20 protein-coding genes and 1 pseudogene are annotated in these 21,384 nt (G+C 70.4%); 13 read left to right on the top strand and 8 right to left on the bottom strand.

The window, feature by feature from the left end; genetic code table 11:
• Positions 1-28: 28 nt before the first annotated feature.
• From ACFVW8_RS04840 to ACFVW8_RS04825, 4 genes are all read right to left on the bottom strand, one after another.
• A complete protein-coding gene (locus ACFVW8_RS04840; RefSeq protein WP_389686151.1) occupies positions 29-628 on the bottom strand; it encodes a hypothetical protein in 600 nt (199 codons plus the stop codon).
• Entirely contained in the window at positions 625-1,899 is a 1,275-nt protein-coding gene (locus ACFVW8_RS04835; protein WP_389686150.1) for an MAB_1171c family putative transporter, read from the bottom strand. The genes ACFVW8_RS04840 and ACFVW8_RS04835 overlap by 4 nt, the downstream gene beginning before the upstream one ends.
• 69 nt (positions 1,900-1,968) lie before the next feature.
• On the bottom strand, positions 1,969-2,529 hold the full coding sequence (locus ACFVW8_RS04830; RefSeq protein ID WP_389686149.1) for a toxin: 561 nt from the start codon (positions 2,527-2,529) through the stop codon (positions 1,969-1,971).
• Positions 2,530-2,535: 6 nt separating this feature from the next.
• A complete protein-coding gene (locus tag ACFVW8_RS04825) occupies positions 2,536-2,988 on the bottom strand; it encodes a hypothetical protein (RefSeq protein WP_389686148.1) in 453 nt (150 codons plus the stop codon).
• A gap of 625 nt (positions 2,989-3,613) precedes the next feature.
• Between ACFVW8_RS04825 and ACFVW8_RS04820 the strand changes: the two genes are divergently transcribed.
• Positions 3,614-3,952: a MerR family transcriptional regulator gene (locus ACFVW8_RS04820; protein ID WP_389686147.1), complete on the top strand. Its 339-nt coding sequence runs from the start codon at positions 3,614-3,616 to the stop codon at positions 3,950-3,952.
• A gap of 66 nt (positions 3,953-4,018) precedes the next feature.
• On the opposite strand, the gene ACFVW8_RS04815 is transcribed toward ACFVW8_RS04820, so the two are convergent.
• Entirely contained in the window at positions 4,019-5,068 is a 1,050-nt protein-coding gene (locus ACFVW8_RS04815) for a LacI family DNA-binding transcriptional regulator (protein ID WP_389686146.1), read from the bottom strand.
• Positions 5,069-5,476: 408 nt separating this feature from the next.
• Between ACFVW8_RS04815 and ACFVW8_RS04810 the strand changes: the two genes are divergently transcribed.
• The 8 genes from ACFVW8_RS04810 (at position 5,477) to ACFVW8_RS04775 (ending at position 15,916) form a co-directional block, all read left to right on the top strand.
• Entirely contained in the window at positions 5,477-6,763 is a 1,287-nt protein-coding gene (locus tag ACFVW8_RS04810) for an ABC transporter substrate-binding protein (protein ID WP_389686145.1), read from the top strand.
• 8 nt (positions 6,764-6,771) lie between these two features.
• A complete protein-coding gene (locus tag ACFVW8_RS04805; RefSeq protein WP_389686144.1) occupies positions 6,772-7,680 on the top strand; it encodes a carbohydrate ABC transporter permease in 909 nt (302 codons plus the stop codon).
• Positions 7,677-8,537 carry a carbohydrate ABC transporter permease gene (locus ACFVW8_RS04800; protein ID WP_389686143.1) on the top strand — a complete coding sequence of 287 codons (861 nt, stop codon included), beginning with the start codon at positions 7,677-7,679 and terminating at the stop codon, positions 8,535-8,537. The genes ACFVW8_RS04805 and ACFVW8_RS04800 overlap by 4 nt, the downstream gene beginning before the upstream one ends.
• A gap of 62 nt (positions 8,538-8,599) precedes the next feature.
• Positions 8,600-9,853 (top strand): glycosyl hydrolase, encoded by a 1,254-nt coding sequence (locus tag ACFVW8_RS04795; protein WP_389686142.1) that lies wholly within the window; start codon positions 8,600-8,602, stop codon positions 9,851-9,853.
• Positions 9,854-9,929: 76 nt separating this feature from the next.
• Positions 9,930-12,959 (top strand): alpha-mannosidase, encoded by a 3,030-nt coding sequence (locus tag ACFVW8_RS04790; protein ID WP_389686141.1) that lies wholly within the window; start codon positions 9,930-9,932, stop codon positions 12,957-12,959.
• Between the two features lie 369 nt (positions 12,960-13,328).
• Positions 13,329-13,532 (top strand): cold-shock protein, encoded by a 204-nt coding sequence (locus ACFVW8_RS04785; RefSeq protein WP_015609674.1) that lies wholly within the window; start codon positions 13,329-13,331, stop codon positions 13,530-13,532.
• A 428-nt stretch (positions 13,533-13,960) separates the two neighbouring features.
• Positions 13,961-15,553, top strand: coding sequence for a DEAD/DEAH box helicase (locus tag ACFVW8_RS04780; protein WP_389686140.1), 1,593 nt, complete (start codon positions 13,961-13,963; stop codon positions 15,551-15,553).
• A gap of 51 nt (positions 15,554-15,604) precedes the next feature.
• Positions 15,605-15,916 carry an SCO5918 family protein gene (locus tag ACFVW8_RS04775; protein ID WP_389686139.1) on the top strand — a complete coding sequence of 104 codons (312 nt, stop codon included), beginning with the start codon at positions 15,605-15,607 and terminating at the stop codon, positions 15,914-15,916.
• Between the two features lie 26 nt (positions 15,917-15,942).
• Here ACFVW8_RS04775 and crcB (ACFVW8_RS04770) read toward each other — a convergent pair whose 3' ends face one another.
• The 3 genes from crcB (ACFVW8_RS04770) to crcB (ACFVW8_RS04760) are packed head-to-tail and all read right to left on the bottom strand — an operon-like array spanning position 15,943 to position 17,077.
• Positions 15,943-16,317: a fluoride efflux transporter CrcB gene (crcB, locus tag ACFVW8_RS04770; protein ID WP_389686138.1), complete on the bottom strand. Its 375-nt coding sequence runs from the start codon at positions 16,315-16,317 to the stop codon at positions 15,943-15,945.
• A complete protein-coding gene (locus ACFVW8_RS04765; RefSeq protein WP_389686137.1) occupies positions 16,314-16,664 on the bottom strand; it encodes a DUF190 domain-containing protein in 351 nt (116 codons plus the stop codon). Before ACFVW8_RS04765 ends, crcB (ACFVW8_RS04770) begins: the two co-directional genes overlap by 4 nt.
• A complete protein-coding gene (gene crcB / locus ACFVW8_RS04760) occupies positions 16,661-17,077 on the bottom strand; it encodes a fluoride efflux transporter CrcB (protein WP_389686136.1) in 417 nt (138 codons plus the stop codon). The genes ACFVW8_RS04765 and crcB (ACFVW8_RS04760) overlap by 4 nt, the downstream gene beginning before the upstream one ends.
• Before the next feature lie 212 nt (positions 17,078-17,289).
• Here crcB (ACFVW8_RS04760) and ACFVW8_RS04755 point away from each other — a divergent pair, with 212 nt between their 5' ends.
• The 4 genes and pseudogenes from ACFVW8_RS04755 to ACFVW8_RS04740 all read left to right on the top strand — a co-directional run bounded on the left by ACFVW8_RS04755 (position 17,290) and on the right by ACFVW8_RS04740 (position 21,380).
• Entirely contained in the window at positions 17,290-18,033 is a 744-nt protein-coding gene (locus ACFVW8_RS04755) for a polyprenol monophosphomannose synthase (RefSeq protein WP_389686135.1), read from the top strand.
• Positions 18,034-18,099: 66 nt separating this feature from the next.
• Positions 18,100-18,840 carry a peptidoglycan recognition protein gene (locus ACFVW8_RS04750; RefSeq protein ID WP_389686134.1) on the top strand — a complete coding sequence of 247 codons (741 nt, stop codon included), beginning with the start codon at positions 18,100-18,102 and terminating at the stop codon, positions 18,838-18,840.
• Between the two features lie 104 nt (positions 18,841-18,944).
• Positions 18,945-19,061: pseudogene (locus ACFVW8_RS04745) on the top strand (GNAT family N-acetyltransferase); the annotation flags it as partial.
• 108 nt (positions 19,062-19,169) lie between these two features.
• Complete coding sequence (locus tag ACFVW8_RS04740; RefSeq protein ID WP_389686133.1) at positions 19,170-21,380, top strand: MMPL family transporter; 2,211 nt, start codon at positions 19,170-19,172, stop codon at positions 21,378-21,380.
• Positions 21,381-21,384: the final 4 nt, after the last annotated feature.

Genomic DNA, 21,384 nt, shown 5'->3' with positions numbered 1-21,384 from the left:
AGAACCGACCCGTTCGGCGGGACGCTCCTCAGCCGAGGAGGAACGCGCACGCGGTGGCGGCGCCCAGCGCGGTTCCGGCGGTGACCTGGCCGACCGTGTGGTAGCCGAGCGCGACCCGCGACCAGCACACCGCGAGCGTCATCAGGTAGGCGAGCAGCCACCACGGGGAGTGGACCACGGCGAGCAGGGCGACGACGGCCGAGGCGACCGAGGCGTCCACCGAGATCTTCCAGACCGTGTTGACGGCCAGCAGGACGACGGTCATCACCCAGAGGCCGAGCATCGCGGTGAGGATGCCGGAGGGGGCGCCGCCCAGCACCATGACCGCCGAACCGGTCCCGATGGAGCCGAGGATGACCAGGAAGATCGGGGCCCGCTTGGTGCGGTCGACGACATGGCGGTCGCCCCAGGTGCCGCGCCCGCGCTCCCACTCGATGTAGCCGGCCGGGACGATCCCGGCGCACAGGGCGCCGAGCAGCCCCCACAGCAGCCCGGTCCACTCCCCCGCCGCCGCGAACCCGATCGCGAGCATGCCGGCGAGCAGGAGATTACGTGGCTGGAAGACATCGGTCACCGTGCGGGCGGTGGACGTGGTGCGGGAGGTCTCCGGGGTGTCTGTGGTGCTCATGCTGACTGCTCCTTGGCTGCTGCCGCTGAGGATTCCAGGACCTGCCGGGCCCGTTCCGCCGTGACCGTCCGGTACGCGTCGGCGACCCGGACCAGCCAGGCGACCTCACCGTCCTGGTCGGTCGCGTGCCGGTTGCCGACGGCCGCCGCGTCCCCGGGGGCCGTGCCGGCGTCGTGGGCCGCGAGGGCCGCCTTGATCCAGTACGCCTCGGTGAGCGGGCCCGTCCGCTCCGGTGCTGCGGTGGCGGCCGCGGCCATCTCGCCCGCGGCCTCCCGGGCGGCGTCGAGCAGGGTGCCGGGGGCGTAGTGGCGCAGCTTCTCGACCGCGTCGGCGATGTCCGCCGCCCAGCGGTCGATCCGCAGGTCGGCCGGTGTGTCGAACCGGGTCAGTTCGCGGACGAGCGACTCCGGAGGGTCGAAGGGCTGGTCGGGGAAGGCCGCCATCAGCTCGTACCAGAGCGCGTGCAGCCGGACCTGGGCCCGCCAGAGCTTGGCCCGGCGGCGGACGTTGCTCAGGGCGGGGATGGAGGCGCCCACCGCGAAGAAGGCGAAGAGCACCACCTGTGCGGCCTCGGTGATCTCGTCGAAGTTCAGCGCGAAGGCCTCGCTGGGCTGGTCGATCACGCTCACCCAGAGGAACAGCGTGCGGCTGACGGTGTATCCGACCCCGATGAACATCGCGAACGTCATCATGCCGAGGCCGATCCGCAGATGGCGCAGCCCGGCGTTGGCGGTGGCCAGCGCCCACTGGTACGCGCAGACGGCGGAGGCGGCGCCGAGGTAGAGGTAGAACACGCTCATGTAGAGCGTCGCGCCCCACTGCCCGGCGTGGTCGGCGACGAAGCGGTCCGAGGGGGTGGAGCGGTCCACGACGGTGAAGAACAGCACCGTCAGCAGCACCAGCGTGGCGACGGACGCCTTGGCGGCCACCTGCTGGATCAGCCGGGCGAACCGTACGTGCCGCGGGACGTCCCCGGCGTCGGCGTACTGGCCGTAGATGGCGACGATGTAGCTGAGAATGGCCAGGATCGCGATGGTCGCCGTGTAGTGCTTGATCAGCACCGCCAGATCGGTGACGGAGCTGTCGTTGAGCCCGATGCGCACGACGCGGGTCTTGGTCCACAGCGCGGCGGCGAATCCCGCGTAGCAGCCCCACAGGGCCCGGCGGCGTCTGTCCTCCTCGTCGCCCCAGAGGGCGGCCGGCATGCGCCACAGGGCGACGGCTGTCATCAGGCCGGCTATCAGATAGCCGGCGAGGTCGAGCGGAGTCACGGCGGAAGTCCTCGGTGGTGGGGGAAGGGGTGGGGGGAAACGGTTCGGCAGTGTGGACGCAGGCCCCGGCTAGGTGCGGCGGAACAGACCGCGGCGGCGGTGGGCGACCGGACGGGAGAGCGAGTTGGCGAGCCGGCCCACCATGTCATCGCTCGTCACCTCTCTGGCCATCCGGGGGATGAGCGAGGCACCGAATTCGGCCATGCGTTCGTCGTGGGTGTCGTACTGCGCGCGGGCCTGTACGGCGTCCGGACTGCGCAGCGCGTCGGGGCCGACGACCCGGGAGATCAGTGAGGTGTCGAAGACCGGCAGCAGCCGCTGGAGCTGCTCCGCGTCCAGCGAGGTGCCGTGGTCGAACCACTCGTGGCACAGCTCGTGCAGGATGACGTGCTGGGTCTGGTAGGCGGTGGGGCGCCGCCGGTAGAGCACGAAGCTGGTCCCGCCGGCCTTCAGCCGGAGGCCGCAGGCGGCGTTGACGCGGGCCAGCCGGTCGGGCATCGCGTGCAGCACGATGGTGCGGCCGCCGGCCTCCTCCATGTTCGCCACCAGGCCGGCGATCGAGAAGGGGGTGGGCAGCGGGAGCCCGGCGAGCCCGGCCTCGCACTCTTTCCGCAGTCTGCGCAGGGACATGGCGGCCTAACTCCGTGGTCCGCCGTCGGCGGGGCGGTGCAGGTCCTTGTCCTTCGCGTCCTCCAGCAGGGCGAGCGCGAACTGCAGCAGCTCCGGCGGCAGTCCGTCCTCGTCCACGCCCCGGCCGGCCAGTCCGCTGATGTCACCGGTGCGCCGTTTGGCCAGGAACTGCAGACCGGCGACGACGTCGTCGACGACCTCGGACTCCTCCTTGAAGAAGCGCCAGTCCACGCCGAAGCCGAGGCCGAGCGCCTTGAGGATGTCCTCGGACGGCTGGGTGACCTTGCCGGCCAGGATGTTGGAGAAGTAGCTGTGCGAGAGCGAGCCGCCGCGCTCCTTGACCAGGTCCGCGAAGAACCGGCCCGAGATCTTCCGGCCGGGGAAGGTCTTCTCGACCATGTACTCGACCTTCTGCCGCAGCGTCCGCAGCTCCGGCGTGCGCTCTTCGCCGCTGTCCATCCGGCCCCCCACGTGTCCGTCCCCCGCCCGGTGCCTGTCTGTCCGGCGCCGCGCGTGTCCGATTCGGTCAACGGGCTCGTACTGTAACCAACCCGGGCCGTCCTCCCCAGTGCGGGAGCGCGATGGGCCCATCCGAACGGGGACGTAGTGGAACATCCTGCTCCAGTACACAGGAGCAGGGTTGCGCAAACACTCTACGTCACTGTTAACTCGAAAAAACACGGGCAGGGGACCACGAGGGGAGTCTCTTGCCCGTGAGATCAGCGGTGATGTGCACGTGAAGCAGGATCCCGTAACGGGGCAAGCCGTGCATACCCGCGTATATAGGTGTAGCCCTTCACGACGGGGGATGCGTGAAGGGCTACACGTGCATTATGGCCCCAGGTCAGGCAGTCATCAACTGACCGGCCGGTCAGCGTTTTTGACGAACCCGTACCGGGACCCGCCGACGGGCCCGCGGAAAGCGGGGGTCTGCGGGCCGGGAGCGATGGCCCCGGGGCGGCCCGCTCAGATAACTTCCCCCGTCCGGCCAGGGAAATCTGTCGCGGCTATGATAGAGACGATGGCTCGCACAACGAGAGTTTCTCCTACCGTCAACGAAGTCGGCGACACGCGGCAGGTGCACATGCCCCCCGATTCCCCTCCGCACGCCACCGACCGTCTCGACGACGACGACTACCCCGCCTACACCATGGGCCGCGCCGCGGAGATGATCGGCGCCACGCCCGGATTCCTCCGTGCCATCGGCGAGGCCAGGCTGATCACGCCCCTGCGGTCCGAGGGCGGCCACCGCCGTTACTCCCGCTACCAGCTCCGCATCGCGGCCCGCGCACGCGAGCTCGTCGACGGGGGCACCCCCGTCGAGGCCGCCTGCCGGATCGTGATCCTGGAGGACCAGCTCGAAGAGGCGCTCCGGCTCAACGAGGAGCTGCGCAGGCCCACTCCGGACCGGAACGCTCCGTAGGACGCGTCCGGCGACCGCAGCCCCGCACCCGCCCTGAGAGCCGCGCCCTGCCGGACAGGGCAGGCCCTAAGAGCTGCCGTGACTGCCCTGGCTGCCCTGTCCGCCGTTCACCCCGGCCGTGCTGCCCCGTTCGATCAGCCGGGGCAGCGGTACCTGCACGGTGTGCGCCGTGCCGCCGTCGAGCAGTGCGGTCAGTTCCCCCGCCGCGAGCCGTCCGAACGCGACCGTGTCCCTGGACAGCGCGGTCAGCCACGGCGCGGTCAGCCGGCACAGCGCCGAGTCCTCCCACGACACCACCGACACGTCGTCCGGGACCCGCAGCCCCAGCCCCGCCGTGACCGCCACCCCGGCCGCGGCCATCACGTCGTTGTCGTAGACGATCGCGGTCGGCGGGGTGTCCTGCTCCAGGACCCGGCGGGTCACGGCCGCGCCCTCGGTGTCCGAGTAGTCCGTGGTCACCGAGCGGACCTCGGGCAGGCCGCGCCGGTCGGCCTCGATGCGCAGGGACCGGATGCGGCGGTCCGTGTGCGCGAGTGAGGGCAGCCCGGCGATGTGCACGATGCGCCGGTGCCCCAGCTCGTGCAGCCTGCCGACGATGGCCGCCATCGCGCCCGCGTCGTCGGCGCGCACCTGGGAGAGCCCTGGGTGGGGGCCGGTGTCGCTGCCGGGGAGGGCGCCGATGACGACGCCGGGCAGCCCCAGTTCGTCCAGCAGCCGCGCCCGGGGGTCATCGGTGCGCGGGTCGACGACCAGTACTCCGTCGACCCGCCGCTCCGCCCACCAGCGGCGGTAGACGGCGCACTCGGCCGGCACGTCCTCCACCACCTGGAAGAGCAGGCCGAGCCGGCGTTCGGCCAGTACCTCCTGGATGCCGGAGATCAGCTGGAGGAAGAACGAGTCCACGCCCAGATTCGCCGCCGGCCGGGCCACCACCAGACCCACGGTGGCCGATCCCTCGCCCGACAGTGCGCGGGCGGCGGTGCTCGGATGCCAGCCCAACTGCTCGGCGACGCGCCGGATTCGGTCCCGGGTGATCGCCGAAACCCCCGGCCGGTCGTTGAGCGCGAAGGAGACGGCGCTCTCCGACACTCCTGCCCGCTGGGCGATGTCCTTCATGGTCGGCCGTCGTGCGGGTGTGCGTCTGGCCGGTGAAGTGTCCCCGGCCGGCGGCCGCTTCGGTGTCACGCGGTGCCTCTTTCCTGCGTTCCCTGTGGCTCTCACGGGTCGTCGGGTTCGCCTGCCCCCGGGGCATCGTAAGGCTTCCCGGTCCATTGGTCGAGTGAAGCACTCAGACTACTAATGCGCTTGAGCTGGTAGGGCCTAAAGCGCATTAGTCATGGATCTTGAATGTGCTCTGTCATGGCTTTGACCAGGGAGTATGTCGAAAATCTTGGCCCGATTCCTGCGAATGTATTGACTTTCCCCCACGCGCATTGCAGGGTCTGCTGGGCGAACGTATCCGGCCGGTGAACAACCCCGGCCCGAGCGTCCGCACGCCTGGTCCGAGCAAAGGAGCCGTTCACCGTGCGTATCTCTCGCAGAGCAGTCGCCACTGCCGCCGTCCTCGCCACTGTCCTGCCGCTGAGTGCCTGCGGAGGCGGGTCCGGGTCGGGCTCGTCCGACGCCTCGGGCAAGGTGGAAGGCAAGATCACCTTCCAGACCTGGAACCTCCAGGCGAACTTCAAGGACTACTTCAACGGCGTGATCGCGGACTTCGAGAAGAAGTACCCGGGCACGGACGTCAAGTGGGTCGACCGGCCGGGCGAGGGCTACGCGGACAAGATCAGCGCGGACGCGGCGGGCGGCACCCTGCCGGATGTCGTCAACGTCTCGCCCGACCTGGTGGCCCCGCTGGCCAAGGCGGGCATCGCACTGGACCTCGACAAGGCCGCGTCCAAGTACCGCAAGGAGTACCTGCCCGGCGCCTGGCAGAGCCATCAGATACCGGGCACGGAAGGGACGTTCGCCTTCCCCTGGTACCTGAACACCGGGCCGATGTTCTACAACAAGCGCCTCTTCAAGGACGCCGGACTCGACCCGCAGAAGCCGCCGGCCACCTATGACGAGGTCTTCGCGGACGGGCTGAAGCTGGCCGCGAAGAGCAAGGGCGAGGTCGCCACCCTCGCGAACGTGCCCACCATCGAGGACTTCGGCCGCTACGGCGGTCAGCTGATGAACAAGGAAGGCACCGGCTTCGCCTTCAACGACGCCAAGGGCGTGGAACTCCTCAGCCACTACAAGGAGTTGTACGACGCCAAGGCCCTCGACGCACAGGCGCTGACCGCGACCCCCGAGTCGTCGGGCCACAAGTTCCTCACCGAGTCGGTGGCGATGAACCCCGGCAGTGCGCTGGACCTGGCCAACTTCAAGAAGCAGGCCCCGAGTCTCTACAAGAACATCGGGATCACCGACCAGGTCAGCAGCACCGGCAAGGCCAACATGTACGTCATGGGCGTCATGGTGAACGCGCAGACCAAGCAGAAGCCCGCCGCCGTGGCCTTCGCCCACTACGTGACCGACGCGACCCGGCAGATGGAGTTCGCCAAGAAGGTCGCCATCTTCCCGAGCACCGCCGGCTCGCTGGACGACCCGTACTTCACCAAGGAGGACGGCACGGACGAGACCCGGGTGCGGGTCGCCGCCGCCAAGTCCCTGAAGACGGCCGTCAACTACACGCCGGTGCTGTTCAGCGAACAGATGAAGACCGAGCTGCGCAACCAGATCGCCAAGGCCCTGCAGGGAAAGCAGAGCCCCAAGGAAGCACTTGACAACGCTGTCAAGGCCTGTGACCGGCTGCTGCAGCAGAGCTGAGCACTCCAGTGACTACCCCCGCCCCCGCCCCCACCCCCGTCCGCCGGATCAGCCGTCATCTGCCGCTCAGCCCCTGGCTGTTCGCGGCTCCCGGACTGATCGTGGTCGGCGCCTTCATCCTCTACCCGTTCTTCAGCACGCTGGTCAACGCCTTCACCGACCGCCGGACCCTGGTCCCGGGGAAGTTCGTCGGGCTGGACAACTTCCAGGAGCTGCTGCACGACGAGATGTTCTGGACCGGGCTGCGCAACAGCGCGCTCTACGTCCTCGGCGTCGTCCCCGCCCTCGTCATCCTGCCCCTGCTGCTGGCGATGCTCGTCCAGCGGCACATCCCCGGCATCTCCTTCTTCCGCTCCGCCTTCTACACCCCGGTCGTGGCCTCCATCGTCGTCGTCGGCCTGATCTGGGTGTGGATGCTCGACGACCGGGGGCTGATCAACGCGCTCCTGGAGGCGGTGGGCATCGGCAAGGTCGGCTTCCTCAGCGACCAGTGGCTGCTGCTGGGCAGCGCGATGACGGTCACGGTCTGGAAGGGCCTCGGCTACTACATGATCATTTACCTGGCCGCGCTGGCGAACGTGCCGCGCGAGCTGCACGAGGCCGCGTCCGTGGACGGCGCCGGGGTGGTGCGCCGCTTCTTCACCGTCACCGTTCCCGCCATCCGCTCCACCATGGTGCTGGTCGCGGCACTGTCCTCGGTCTCCGCCTTCAAGGTCTTCTCCGAGGTCTATCTGATGGCCGGACCCTCCGGCGGCCCGGCGGGTGAGGACACCACCCTGGTGATGCTCGTCCAGCGGGTGGGCACCGGGCTGACCGGGCGGGTCGGATACGCCTCCGCCATCTCGGTCGTCATCTTCGTCGTCACCGTCGGCCTGATGCTCCTGGTGCTGCGCGCCGACCGCAAGGAGGACGCGTGAGCTTCCTGAAAACCGTCGACGCCGAGGGCCGGCGCGTCCCGGGCCGGCAGCTCGTCCTGCGGTACGTGCTGCTGCTCGCCGTACTGGTGCTGACCGTGGGACCGTTCCTGTGGCAGCTCTCGACCTCGCTGAAGGGTCCGAACGAGGACATCTTCAGCTCGCCGCCGAAGTTCTTCCCCAGCGATCCGACCCTGGACAACTACGGCCGGGTCGCCGACACCATCCCGGTGTGGGACTACGCGTTCAACTCCCTCAAGGTCGCCGCCGCCAACGTGGTCACCAACTGCGTCGGCGCCGCGCTGGCGGGATACGCGCTCGCCCGGCTGCGCTACCGGGGCCGCAGGGCCGCGACGCTGGCCTTCATCCTCGCCATGCTCGTACCGGTGGAGGGCATCATCATCGCCCAGTTCACCACCATGCGTGATCTCGGGCTGAACAACACCCTGCTGGGTGTGCTGCTGCCGGGATCCGTCGGGGCGATGAACGTCCTGCTGATGCGCAACGCCTTCCTGAACCTCCCGCAGGAGGTGGAGGAAGCGGCCTTCGTGGACGGCGCCAACGTCTGGCAGCGCTTCCTGCGGATCGCGCTGCCGGCCGTCAAGGGCACCCTCGCCGTCGTCGCGATCTTCGCCTTCATGGGCTCGTGGGACGACTTCCTCTGGCCGCTGATCGTCCTCAGCGACCCGGAGAACTTCACCCTGACCATCGGGCTGAACTATCTGCACGGCACCTTCGCGAACGACGAACGGCTCGTCGCCGCGGGCACGATCATCGCCGTCCTCCCGCTGATCGTGATGTTCGCCGGTCTGCAGCGCTTCTTCTTCCGGGGCGTCGGCGAAGGCGCCGTCAAGGGCTGACCGTGGCCCGCCGGCCGACCGACGCCGCCACCCGCACCACAGAACCAGGATCCCCGTTCCGTATGAGCACTTCCCCGCTGCGCTTCGGCGCCAACTACACGCCCAGCCAGGGCTGGTTCCACCACTGGCTCGACTTCGACCTCGACGCCGTACGGGCCGACCTGGACTCCATCGCCGGTCTCGGCCTCGACCACATCAGGGTCTTCCCGCTCTGGCCGCTCTTCCAGCCCAACCGCACCCTGATCCGGCCGCGCGCCGTCGAGCAGCTCGTCCAGCTGGCCGACGCCGCCGCCGAACGAGGGCTCGACGTCAGCGTGGACGGGCTCCAGGGCCATCTGTCGAGCTTCGACTTCCTGCCCGCCTGGACCCGGACCTGGCACCGGCGCAACCTCTTCACCGACCCCGATGTGGTCTCGGGCCAGGCCGAGTACCTGCGGACGCTCGCCGCGGCCCTCGCCGACCGGCCGCACTTCATCGGGATGACGCTCGGCAACGAGATCAACCAGTTCTCCGGGGACCCGCACCCCGACCCGGACCGCATCACCCCCGAACAGGCGGGCAGCTGGCTGACCCGGATGCTGGAGGCCTGCGAGGAGGGGGCGCCCGGCAAGCTCCATCTGCACGCCGAGTACGACGCGTCCTGGTACCAGGACGACCACGCCTTCACTCCCGCGCACGCCGCCCGGCTCGGGGCCGCCACCGCCGTGCACTCCTGGGTCTTCAACGGAACCGCCCAGCGGCACGGCCGCACCGGCACCGCCACCGAGCACCACGCCGCCTATCTGATCGAGCTCTCCAAGGCCTGGGCGCTCGACCCGCACCGGCCGGTGTGGCTCCAGGAGGTCGGCGCCCCCGCCCCGCTGATCCCCGCCGAGCACGCCGCCGCGTTCACCGAGGCGACCGTCGCGAACGCGCTGGACTGCGAGGACGTCTGGGGCGTCACCTGGTGGTGCTCGCACGACGTGTCCCGCTCGCTGGCCGACTTCCCCGAACTCGAATACGGGCTGGGCCTGTTGACCAACGACCGGCAGGTCAAGCCGGCCGGCCGGGCCATCGCCCGGATGGTCGAGGAGCAGCGCGGCCGGACCCACCGGCCCGCGCCCAGGACCACGGCCCTCGTCGTCGACACCGGCGACGAGGAGACTTCGCCCCGCCGCTCCACCTGCGGCCCCGGCGGCGACGTCTTCGAGGCCTTCGCCCGGCTCACCGCGGACGGGGTCCGCCCCACGACCGTCCTCGCGAGCGGGGCCGGGGACCCCCGCCACCTTGCCGCACGCGGTATCACCGAGGTAGTCACTCCTGACGAGGTCCGATGACCGCGCCCCGTTCCGCCACCACCGCACACCGCCGGTAGACCCCCGCCCGCACCCACCTGACAACGGAGCCACCCTCATGCACGACGACCGCAGTCTGGTCGAAGCCCGTCTGAAGCGCGTCCTGGACGAGCGCATCCGGCCGGCCGTATACCCGGAATCCGTACCGCTGGACGTCGCCGTCTGGAACGCGCCGGGTGAGCCCGTCCCGGTCGCGGAGGGGCTGGCCGGTGCCACCGAACCGATCGCGGTCGGCGACCGGTGGGGCGCCCCGTGGGGCACCTGCTGGTTCCGGGTCTCCGGGACGGTCCCCGAGGCCTGGGCGGGCCGGACGGTCGAGGCACTGCTCGACCTGGGCTTCGACGAGAACATGCCGGGGTTCCAGTGCGAGGGCCTCGTCTACCGCCCCGACGGCACCCCGGTGAAGGGCCTCAACCCGCGCAACCAGTGGGTGCGTGTCGGGGCCCCTGCCGAGGGCGGCGAGGAGGTGCTGCTGCACATCGAGGCGGCGTCCAACCCGGTCATCCTCGACTACCACCCCTTCCTGCCGACCCAGCTGGGCGACAAGGAGACCGCGGGCAGCGAGCCGCAGTACGTCCTCGCCCGGATGGACCTCGCCGTCTTCGACGAGCACGTCTGGAACCTCGTCCAGGACCTGGAGGTGCTGGGTGAGCTGATGCAGGAGCTGCCGGTCGACGGCGCCCGCCGCTGGGACATCCTGCGTGCGGTCGGCAGGGCGCTCGACGCGGTCGACCTCCAGGACGTCAACGGCACCGCGGCCGCCGCCCGCGAGCAGCTCGCCGGTGTCCTCGCGACGCCCGCGCAGCCGTCCGCGCACCGCATCAGCGCCGTCGGCCACGCGCACATCGACTCCGCCTGGCTGTGGCCGCTGCGCGAGACGGTCCGCAAGGTCGCGCGTACGACGTCCAACATGACGGCTCTCCTGGAGGACGAGCCCGACTTCGTCTTCGCGATGTCCCAGGCCCAGCAGTTCGCCTGGATCAAGGAGCACCGCCCCGAGGTCTACGCCAAGGTCAAGAAGGCCGTGGCGGAAGGGCGGTTCGTGCCGTCCGGCGGGATGTGGGTCGAGTCCGACACGAACATGCCGGGCTCCGAGGCGATGGCCCGGCAGTTCGTGCACGGCAAGCGGTTCTTCCTCGACGAGTTCGGCATCGAGAACGACGAGGCGTGGCTGCCCGACACCTTCGGCTTCGCGGCGGGCCTGCCGCAGATCATCAAGGCCGCCGGTTCCAAGTGGCTCCTCACCCAGAAGATCTCGTGGAGCCAGACCAACAAGTTCCCGCACCACACCTTCCAGTGGGAGGGCATCGACGGGACCCGGATCTTCACGCACTTCCCGCCCGTCGACACCTACAACTGCTCGATGAAGGGCAGTGAGATCGCCCACGCGGCGAAGAACTTCAAGGACAAGGGAGTCGCGCAGCACTCCCTCGCGCCGACCGGCTGGGGCGACGGCGGCGGCGGCACCACCCGCGAGATGATCGCCAAGGCCGCCAGGATGCGCAGTCTGGAGGGCTCCGCGACGGTGACGTGGGAGACGCCCACCGACTTCTTCACCAAGGCGGAGGCGGAGTACCCCAACGCACCCGTGTGGGTCGGCGAGCTCTACCTGGAGCTGCACCGCGCCACCCTGACCAGCCAGGCGAAGACGAAGCAGGGCAACCGCCGCAGCGAGCACCTGCTGCGCGAGGCCGAGCTGTGGGCCGCGACCGCCGCCGTGCGGACCGGGGCCGACTACCCGTACGAGCAGCTGGACCGGATCTGGAAGACGGTGCTGCTGCACCAGTTCCACGACATCCTGCCCGGCTCGTCGATCGCCTGGGTGCACCGCGAGGCGGAGAAGACGTACGCGGCCGTCGCCGAGGAGCTGAACGGCATCGTCGACACCGCACAGCGCGCCCTGGCCGGTGACTCCACGACGGGGGAGACCCTCCTCTTCAACTCCGCCCCGCACGCCCGCGGCGGTGTCCCGGCCGGTGCGGCGGCGCCCGTCACGGACGGCGGGAGCAGCCGGCTCGCACCGCGCGAGGGCGGCGGGTTCGTCCTGGACAACGAGCTGCTCCGGGTGGAGATCGACGCGCGGGGACTGGTCGTCTCGGCGTACGACATCGCCGCCGGCCGCGAGACGGTGGCCCCGGGGCAGTCCGCGAACCTGCTCCAGATCCACCCGGACTTCCCCAACATGTGGGACGCCTGGGACGTCGACGCGTTCTACCGCAACACCGTCACCGACCTGACGGACCTCGACGAGCTCACCCCCGTCGAGGAGGGCGGCGCCGTCTCCGTACGGATCGTCCGCAGCTTCGGCGCATCGAAGGTCACCCAGCTGCTGACGCTGGCACCGGGAGTGAAGCGGCTCGACATCGACACCGAGGCCGACTGGCACGAGACGGAGAAGTTCCTCAAGGCGGCGTTCCCGCTGGACATCCACGCCGAGCGGTACGCCTCCGAGACGCAGTTCGGGCACTTCTACCGGGCCACCCACACCAACACCAGCTGGGAGGCCGCCAAGTTCGAGGCCTGCAACCACCGCTTCGTCCACCTGGAGGAGCCGGGCTGGGGCGTGGCGCTCGTCAACGACTCGACGTACGGGCACGACGTGACCCGCACGGTCCGGGCGTCGGACGCGGGCACGACCACCACGGTGCGGGTCTCGCTGCTGCGCGCCCCGCGGTTCCCGGACCCGGAGACCGACCAGGGTGTGCACCGCTTCCGGCACGCGCTCGCACCGGGTGCCGCGATCGGCGACGCGGTCCGGGAGGGCTTCCGCATCAACCTGCCGGAGCGCCGGATCACGGGTGACCGGGAGGTCGCCCCGCTGGTGGCCGTCGACAACGACGCCGTCGTGGTCAGCGCGGTCAAGCTGGCGGACGACGCGAGCGGCGACCTCGTCGTACGGCTCTACGAGTCGACGGGCGGCCGCGCCCGGGTCCGTCTCACCACCGGCTTCGACGCCGCGGGCCTCGTGGTGACCGATCTGCTGGAGCGACCGCTGGCCGACGCGCCGGTCCCGGAGTCCGGTGACGCCGGGGTCCTGCTGTCGCTGCGCCCGTTCGAGCTGATCACGCTGAGGTTCACGCGCGGCTGAGCTGTCCGCAATCTCCCCTCTGGTCCCGGATCAGGGGGGAGTGCGCAGCGCCGGGGGCCGGAGCACTGCCCCGCGGGACGGCGAATATCTACAGCGACAAGCACAGAATTTTATGCAATGTGCGATGAGGGTTTATGACACGCCGGGTGGAGTGTAATTACGTGCCGCGCCCGGCCGCATTCATTGTGCTACTGTAGATCTCAGTTGCAGTTGTGGTTCCCAAAGACTCCAAGTGCTCTCCTCGGCTAAATGGGCCGGTGGGTGCGCTTTTGTATTTTCCGGTTCATTATCCGGATGGGGTAATCATCGCGGCGACGCGGGACTGGCACAGTGCGAGTCCCCGGGCTCTGCCCCAGAAGGAGATAAAACATGGCTACTGGCACCGTCAAGTGGTTCAACGCGGAAAAGGGCTTCGGCTTCATCGAGCAGGACGGCGGCGGCGCTGACGTCTTCGCCCACTACTCGAACATCGCCGCCAGCGGCTTCCGTGAGCTGCAGGAGGGCCAGAAGGTGAACTTCGACGTCACGCAGGGCCAGAAGGGCCCGCAGGCGGAGAACATCACCCCCGCGTGAACCTGATTGCTCCGGCGCTCATGCGCTGAGATGCTTTCGCGCAGCTGGGGCCCGCACCTTGGGGTGCGGGCCCCAGCTCGTTGCTTTTACGGGCCCAGCCCCGAGCGATGCCGTGCCGGTACCCCCGCCACGAGCTGCCGGGCAGCCGCCCGGACCAAGATCTTCACCGTGCGGCGGACGATCCGCCATGGCTCCCGGACCGGAACACCGGCCCGCCGGAGCCCCGTGACGTGACTGCAGGCCTGCTCCGCCGGCCCACCCGCCCCGTCATTGCGAAGCGCCGGACCCGGCTCGACCGGGTCCGTATCGGCTCAAGACCGGCCGCCGGGCTTCGTTCACGTATGCCAACGGCCCGTTCTTGCGATTCTTGTGCCGCTCGTCGCCGCAATGAATTCCTCGATACGCGCCATATCGAGGAAAGGTTCCGTATGAACCGCGACCGCACATCTCGCTCCAATGACCGTTTTTCCCGCACCTCCCGCAGCGGTGGCTCCGCCCCTTCCGGCGGCTCCCGTTCGGGTGGCGGCTTCCGCTCGCAGGCACCCAGCCGTCAGGGCGGCCAGGGCCGCTTCGGCGCCCCCGCTCAGCGCTCCGGTGGCTTCGGCCGCCGCCCCGCGGCCAAGCAGGGCGAGTTCGCGCTGCCGAAGACCATCACCCCGGGGCTGCCCGCCGTGGAGGCCTTCGCCGATCTGGAGATGCCCGCGGCCCTGCTTTCGGCGCTCGCCACCCAGGGCGTCACCGTGCCGTTCCCGATCCAGGCGGCCACGCTGCCGAACTCGCTGGCCGGCCGTGACGTACTGGGCCGCGGCCGTACCGGATCGGGCAAGACGCTCGCCTTCGGTCTGGCCCTGCTGGCCCGTATCGAGGGACGGCGCGCCGAGGCCCGCCGCCCGCTGGCCCTGGTCCTGGTCCCCACCCGGGAACTGGCCCAGCAGGTCACCGACGCGCTCACCCCGTACGCCCGCTCGCTCAAGCTGCGGATGGCCACGGTCGTCGGCGGTATGTCGATCGGCCGGCAGTCCGCCGCGCTGCGCGGCGGCTCCGAAGTCGTCGTCGCCACGCCGGGCCGGCTGAAGGACCTGATCGAGCGCGGTGACTGCTCCCTGGACCGGGTCTCCATCACCGTCCTGGACGAGGCCGACCAGATGGCCGACATGGGCTTCATGCCGCAGGTCACCGAGCTGCTCGACCAGGTGCAGCCGGAAGGCCAGCGGATGCTGTTCTCGGCCACCCTGGACCGCAACGTCGACCTGCTGGTCCGTCGCTACCTGCACGACCCGGTCGTCCACTCCGTCGACCCGGCCGCCGGTGCCGTCACGACGATGGAGCACCACGTGCTCTACGTCCGGGGCGCCGACAAGTACGCCACCACGACGGAGATCGCCGCCCGCGACGGCCGCGTGATCATGTTCCTGGACACCAAGCACGCCGTGGACAAGCTCACCGACCACCTGCTCAACAGCGGGGTCCGGGCGGCGGCGCTGCACGGCGGGAAGTCCCAGCCGCAGCGCACCCGCACCCTGACCCGGTTCAAGACCGGGCATGTCACGGTGCTCGTCGCCACCAATGTCGCGGCCCGTGGCATCCACGTCGACAACCTCGACCTGGTCGTCAACGTCGACCCGCCGAGCGACCACAAGGACTACCTGCACCGCGGCGGCCGTACCGCCCGCGCCGGGGAGTCCGGCAGTGTCGTCACGCTGGTGCTGCCCAACCAGCGCCGCGAGATGACGCGCCTGATGTCGGATGCCGGGATCACCCCGCAGATCGCCGAGGTCCGCTCCGGCGAGGCCGAGCTGAGCCGGATCACCGGTGCGCAGGCGCCCTCGGGTGTGCCCGTCGTCATCACGTCGCCGGTGTCGGAGCGCCCCAAGGGCGGCTCCTCCTCCCGCGGCCGGCGCAGCCGTCCGGCCCAGGCACGGCGCACCTCGTCGTCGGCGTCGTCCTCTTCTTCCACTTCGTCCTCCCAGCCGCGGGGCGGCGGTGCTCAGCGCCGGTCCCCCGGCGCTCGTGCCGCCTGACCGCCATCCGCGTCCCCGTCCGGTTCCGCTCCCCGACCCCGTTGAGGCACTATGCGCTGCGTCATCGCCCGCTTTCCGTTCGACCTGTTCAAGCACGAGGTAGAGGAATCGATGAAGGGCATCAAGCCCGAACCCGTCACCGGGGAATCGGTGATCATCAGCCGTCGTGTCTATCCGGTCAAGCAGGTGGGTGAAGTGATCACCCGGCAGGACCGTCGCGACTTCTCGGCCGCCGAGGTGACCAGGGCGCTCGGGCGTCTCGGCTTCACCTGCCGGTCCGTTCCGGCACCCTCCGCTCCGGTCGTGCTCAGCCCCATGGAGCAGGCATCGGCCGCGCTGGGGACGCCCGGACAGGACGTCTGAACCACCGCACATCACACCGGGGCCGGTCAGCTCCAGAGGGTCCCGGCGAGCGTGACGCCGACGAAGACCGCGCCGAGACCCGTCACCACGCTCGCGACCACATTGGCCGCCGCGTAGAACCGCGCGCCGTCCTCGGCCAGCCGCAGCGTCTCGTAGCTGAAGGTCGAGTACGTGGTCAGCGCCCCGCACAGTCCGGTGCCGAGCAGCAGCTGGACGTGCGAGGACGCGGCGCCGGCCGTGACCGCGCCGGTCAGCAGCCCCAGCACCAGGCAGCCGGTCACGTTCACCGTGAACGTCCCCCACGGGAAGACGGTGTCGTGCCTGGACTGCACCGCCCGGTCGGTCAGATACCGCAGCGGGGCGCCGACCGCCGCACCGACGATCACCAGCAGCCAGTTCACCGCCGCTCCCCCGCCCCGCCGAACCTCACGAGCTCGCAGGCGTCCAGGACGACCGGGCCGTCGCCGACGAGGTCCTCGATCAGCGGCAGGAACGCGCGCACCTTCTCCTCGGTGTCCACGACCACCACGGCCACCGGCAGGTCCTCGCTCAGCGAGAGCAGCCGCTGGGTGTGGATCATCGACGAGGCGCCGAACCCCTCGATCCCGCGGAACACACTGGCGCCCGCAAGACCGGCCGCGTGCGCCCGGTGCACGATCTCTGCGTACACGGGCCTGTGGTGCGCGAGGTCGGACTCCCCGACCAGCACGGTCAGCCGCAGGGCACGCTCGGTCACCGGTGTCGTCATGACTGCCTCCACGCCAGTACGCGGCGTGTCAGCCACACCGCACTCCACACCGCCGCGAGGGCCGCGAGCAGTGTCAATCCCAGATAGGCCAGACCGCCGGGGGTCCGGCCCCCGTCGACGAGGCGCTCGATGTCCACGGCGTAGGTGGAGAAGGTGGTGAACCCGCCCAGCACGCCCGTGCCGAAGAACGGCCGCACCAGCCGGTGGGCCGTCCACACCTCGCTGATGATCACCATGAACACACCGATCACCGCGCAGCCGACGACGTTCACCACGAGGGTCGTCCACGGGAACCCGCCCGCCGCCGTGGGCCACAGGAGCGAGGCCCCGTAGCGGGCGCTCGCGCCCACGGCGCCGCCCAGGGCGACCACCGCGACGACCGCGGTCTGTGGGTTCGGGGGTTTCGATGACACACGTCTCCTACCTGCCGGGCGCCCGCCGGACGCGGGCGCGCTCGTACGCAAGTAGGGACCGTTGGCGGCGCGATCCGGCCGCGGTTCGGGTACGGCGGGCCCCACCGCCGCGCAGCGGCCGTCACCGGCGCCGCTCCGCTCAGAATATCGCCCGCGCCGTGCAGGTGCGTGCCGGAGTCCGGCCGGTGTGACGCTACCCGTACGGTGAGGGGATGGCCGTGGAGAAGACGCCCCCGAAGATCGTGGTGGTCGTGCCCACCTATGACGAGCGGACGAACCTGCCGGTCCTCGTCGGCCTGCTGATGGACCTGGGCCTGCCCGGTCTGCACGTGCTCGTGGTGGACGACAACTCGCCCGACGGCACGGGGCAGGTGGCGGACGGACTCGCGGTGGAGACCGGGGGCGTGGTGGGGGTGCTCCACCGGACCGCCAAGGACGGACTGGGCCGGGCCTATGTGGCGGGGATGACGCGCGCGCTCGCCGAGGGCGCCGATGTGGTGATCCAGATGGACGCGGACCTCTCGCACCCGGTGTCCGCGGTCCCGGTCATGGTCGACACGCTGTCGGCCGGCGGCGCGGACGTGGTGATCGGATCGCGCTACGTCGAGGGCGGCTCGCTCGCGACGGAGTGGCCCTGGCACCGCAAGGCGCTGTCCGCGTGGGCGAACTTCTACGTCAACGCGATCCTGCGGCTGCGGGTGAAGGACGCCACCGCCGGATTCAAGGCGTGGCGGGCCTCGGCGCTGGAGGCGATCGACGTCCCCTCGGTACGCAGCAACGGCTACTCGTTCCAGGTGGAGATGAACCACCGCGCGGTCCGGCGCGGGCTGCGGATCACCGAGGTGCCGATCCGGTTCGAGGAGCGGGTCAGCGGTGAGTCGAAGCTCGGGCTGCGGGTGCAGATCGAGTCCGCGCTCGCCCCGTGGAAGCTGCTCCTGCGGCGGAACAGCGACTGACCTGGCACGTTCACCCGATCAGCCACCGTATCTGCGCACCGGGCGGGGAGGCCGCAGGGTGGTTCCATGTGGCCCCGTCGACTCGCGCTGGGCGCCGCGGTCCTCCCGCTGACCCTGTTGATACCGCGGGACGCCCCGGCGCGCTTCGCGCTCCCCATATCCGCCCCCGCCCACGAGCAGTCCCGTGCCGTGCCGCGCGGGGTGCCGCAGCCGGCGATCGTCAGCCGGGCGGCCTGGCGGGCCGACGAGCACATGGTCAGGGAGCCGGCGGTGTACACGGGCCCGGTGCGGGCGGTCTTCATCCACCACACCGGGGAGTCCAACGACTACGACTGCGGGGACGTGCCGCGCATGCTGCGGGCGGTGGAGGAGTCCCACATCAAGGGCAACGGCTGGGACGACATCGGCTACAACTTCCTCGTCGACCGGTGCGGAACGATCTACGAGGGCCGGGCGGGCGGCATCGGGCGTTCGGTCCGGGGCGCGCACACCACGGGCTTCAACGCCGACAGCGTGGGCATAGCGGTGCTGGGCAACTACGACCGCGGGGCCACGGTGCCGCCGGCCCTCGTACGGGCCCTGGCGAAGGTGGCGGCGTGGAAGCTGCGGCCGGGCGCGGATCCGCGCGGCACGGTGCGGCTGGTCTCCACGAACGACGCGAGCAGGTTCCCCAAGGGCACGGCCGCCGTCCTGCACGTCATAGCGGGCCACCGCGACGCCTATCAGACCGACTGCCCGGGCGAGGCGCTGTACGACGAGCTGCCCGCGATCCGGGCCGCGACGGCGGCCCTGCGCAAGGGGCGCTGAACCTCCCGACGATGTTGCACCAGTACGTAATCTCTTTCTGTCCGGCTCGTCATGGTTCAGGGTTCCGGCATGCCTGCCACGACCCGCTTCCCGTGACCCTGAGCGAAGGCGTGCCGCGCCGGCACCGCCGCCCCGACGGCAGCCGGCGCGACACGGTCCGCTTCTCGTTGCTCGCCGACGAATGGCCCGAGGCCAAGGCCCGGCTCGGCGCCCGGCGCTGACGAACGTACGGGGGCAGGCCCCCGGTCCGTTGTCCACCGGCCGGTGGACAACGGGTTCCACCGGCCGGGGCTGCCGGGCGGATGCCCTCACGGACCAGCATTTACGGCATGAGACTACGACCCGTACGCATGGCCCGCTGGAGTGCGCGGCACCCGTGGAAAGCGATCGTCGGCTGGTTCCTCTTCGTCCTGCTGTGCCTCGGCGCGGGCATCACCGCCGGCAACAACCCGGCCACGACCGAGGACTTCTGGGTCGGCGAGGCCGGCCACGCCGAGTCGATGGCCACCGACGGCGGTCTCCAGCGCCGGCCCACCGAACACGTCCTGGTCCGGTCCGCATCCGGCTCCCTGGACATGCCGCGGGCCACTGCGGCGGCCCGTGATCTCACCACCCGGATGAGCGCGCTCCCCGAGGTGGCGGAGGTGGCGGCGCCGGTCCGCTCGAAGGACGGCACGGCCCTGCGCGTGAGCGTGGTCATGAAGGGTGCCGAACTGGACGCCAAGAGCAACGTCGTCCCGCTCCTCGACACCACGGCGAAGGTGGCCGCCGGCCATCCGGACCTGATCGTGGAGGAGTCCGGTTCACCCGCCATCTCCAAGGGAGTCAACGACCAGCGCGGCGAGGACCTCTCCCTCTCCGAGCGCCTCACCCTGCCGGTCACGCTCGTCATCCTGCTGATCGTCTTCGGCTCGGTCGTGATGGCAGGGGTGCCGCTGCTGCTGGCGCTCTCCTCGATCGCGGCGACGATGGGCCTGGCCATGCTGGCCTCGCACCTGATGCCCGACCCCGGCGTCGGCACCAACATGATCCTGCTCATCGGACTCGCGGTCGGCGTCGACTACACGCTCTTCTACCTCAAGCGCGAACGTGAGGAACGGGCCCGGGCGAAGGGCGGGCTCGGCCCCGAGGCGCTGGTGGAGCTCGCTGCGGCGACCGCCGGCCGCGCCATCGTGGTCTCCGGACTCGCGGTCATCGTCTCCACCGCCACCCTCTACCTCGCCACGGACGTCATCTTCTCCTCGCTGGCGACCGGCACCATCCTGGTCGTCGCCGTGGCCGTGATCAGCTCGCTCACCGTGCTGCCCGCCCTGCTGGTCAAGCTCGGCCACCGCGCCGAACGCCGCGCCGCCAGGAAGGCCGCCCGGCGGGCGAAGCGCGGAGCGACCACCCCGGCCAAGCCCGCGAAGCCCGAGAACGGCCGGGTGTTCGGCGCCCTGATGCGCCCCGCGCAGCGCCACCCGGGAATCACCCTGTGCGTGTCCGTACTGGTCATGCTCGCCGTGGCCGCACCCGCGCTGGGCCTCAAGCTCATCGACCCGGGCAGGGACACCTTCTCCCGCGGCATCCCGGCCATGCAGGTCTACGACCGGCTGACCGGTGAGTTTCCCGAACTCCTCGTCAGGCACGAGGTCGTGGCCCGCTCCGCCCCCGGCCGGGCACCCGAGGTCAGGCAGGCGCTGACGGAGCTCGGGCAACGGGCCCAGGAGGACCGGCTCTTCGCCCACGACGCCGAGCCCGTACTGCGGACCTCCGACGACGGCCGGATCAGCGTGCTGGAACTGGGCGTGCCCCACCCGGCGCCCTCCGACCCGGCGATCGCGTCACTTGACCACCTCCGCAACCAGTACATCCCTTCCACCGTCGGCACGTTGGCGGGAGTGGACACGGCCGTCAGCGGTGATGTGGCGCGCGGTCAGGACTACGTGCACCACGAGCGCGGCAAACTGCCGCTCGTCATCGGATTCCTGCTGCTGCTCACGTTCGTGACGACGGCGGTGGCCTTCCGCTCAGCGGTCGTCGGCCTGATCGGCGTCGTGCTGAACCTGCTCTCGGCCGCTGCCGCGCTCGGCGCACTCGTGCTGGTCTTCCAGGGCACCTGGGCACAGAGCCTGCTGGACTTCGACTCGCTCGGTGCCATCGCGTCCAGGGTGCCGCTCTTCCTCTTCGTGATCCTCTTCGGGCTGTCGATGGACTACCAGGTCTTCGTGGTCAGCCGGATCAAGGAGGCCATGGAGCACGGGATGACGGCCCGCGAGGCGGTACTCGACGGCATCGCCCGGTCCGCGAAGGTGGTCACGAGCGCGGCGCTGGTCATGGTCACGGTGTTCGCCGCCTTCGTCTTCCTGCACCTCACCGAGATGAAGCAGATGGGCTTCTGCCTGGCGGTGGCGGTGCTGCTGGACGCCGTCGTCATCCGGATGATGATCCTGCCCTCCGTGCTGCTGCTCCTCGGCGAGCGCGCCTGGCGGCCGCTGCGCCCCGCACGGCGTACGGAGAACGGCGCACCGGCCGCACCTTCCGTCCCGCACGTAATCTGACGGC

Origin of the sequence: Streptomyces sp. NPDC058221 (assembly GCF_042882365.1) — a bacterium.
Lineage (GTDB): Bacteria > Actinomycetota > Actinomycetes > Streptomycetales > Streptomycetaceae > Streptomyces.
This window is presented reverse-complemented; position numbering and strand designations above follow the sequence as displayed.

What these genes read in the sequence shown, in the direction of transcription:
- ACFVW8_RS04740 (WP_389686133.1), top strand. Translation starts at nt 19,170, where the DNA reads ATGAGACTACGACCCGTACGCATGGCCCGCTGGAGTGCGCGGCACCCG.
- ACFVW8_RS04780 (WP_389686140.1), top strand. Translation starts at nt 13,961, where the DNA reads ATGAACCGCGACCGCACATCTCGCTCCAATGACCGTTTTTCCCGCACC.
- ACFVW8_RS04765 (WP_389686137.1), bottom strand. Translation starts at nt 16,664, where the DNA reads ATGACGACACCGGTGACCGAGCGTGCCCTGCGGCTGACCGTGCTGGTC.
- ACFVW8_RS04755 (WP_389686135.1), top strand. Translation starts at nt 17,290, where the DNA reads ATGGCCGTGGAGAAGACGCCCCCGAAGATCGTGGTGGTCGTGCCCACC.
- ACFVW8_RS04785 (WP_015609674.1), top strand. Translation starts at nt 13,329, where the DNA reads ATGGCTACTGGCACCGTCAAGTGGTTCAACGCGGAAAAGGGCTTCGGC.
- ACFVW8_RS04820 (WP_389686147.1), top strand. Translation starts at nt 3,614, where the DNA reads ATGCCCCCCGATTCCCCTCCGCACGCCACCGACCGTCTCGACGACGAC.
- ACFVW8_RS04825 (WP_389686148.1), bottom strand. Translation starts at nt 2,988, where the DNA reads ATGGACAGCGGCGAAGAGCGCACGCCGGAGCTGCGGACGCTGCGGCAG.
- ACFVW8_RS04790 (WP_389686141.1), top strand. Translation starts at nt 9,930, where the DNA reads ATGCACGACGACCGCAGTCTGGTCGAAGCCCGTCTGAAGCGCGTCCTG.
- ACFVW8_RS04775 (WP_389686139.1), top strand. Translation starts at nt 15,605, where the DNA reads ATGCGCTGCGTCATCGCCCGCTTTCCGTTCGACCTGTTCAAGCACGAG.
- ACFVW8_RS04840 (WP_389686151.1), bottom strand. Translation starts at nt 628, where the DNA reads ATGAGCACCACAGACACCCCGGAGACCTCCCGCACCACGTCCACCGCC.
- ACFVW8_RS04795 (WP_389686142.1), top strand. Translation starts at nt 8,600, where the DNA reads ATGAGCACTTCCCCGCTGCGCTTCGGCGCCAACTACACGCCCAGCCAG.
- ACFVW8_RS04750 (WP_389686134.1), top strand. Translation starts at nt 18,100, where the DNA reads ATGTGGCCCCGTCGACTCGCGCTGGGCGCCGCGGTCCTCCCGCTGACC.
- ACFVW8_RS04815 (WP_389686146.1), bottom strand. Translation starts at nt 5,068, where the DNA reads ATGAAGGACATCGCCCAGCGGGCAGGAGTGTCGGAGAGCGCCGTCTCC.
- ACFVW8_RS04830 (WP_389686149.1), bottom strand. Translation starts at nt 2,529, where the DNA reads ATGTCCCTGCGCAGACTGCGGAAAGAGTGCGAGGCCGGGCTCGCCGGG.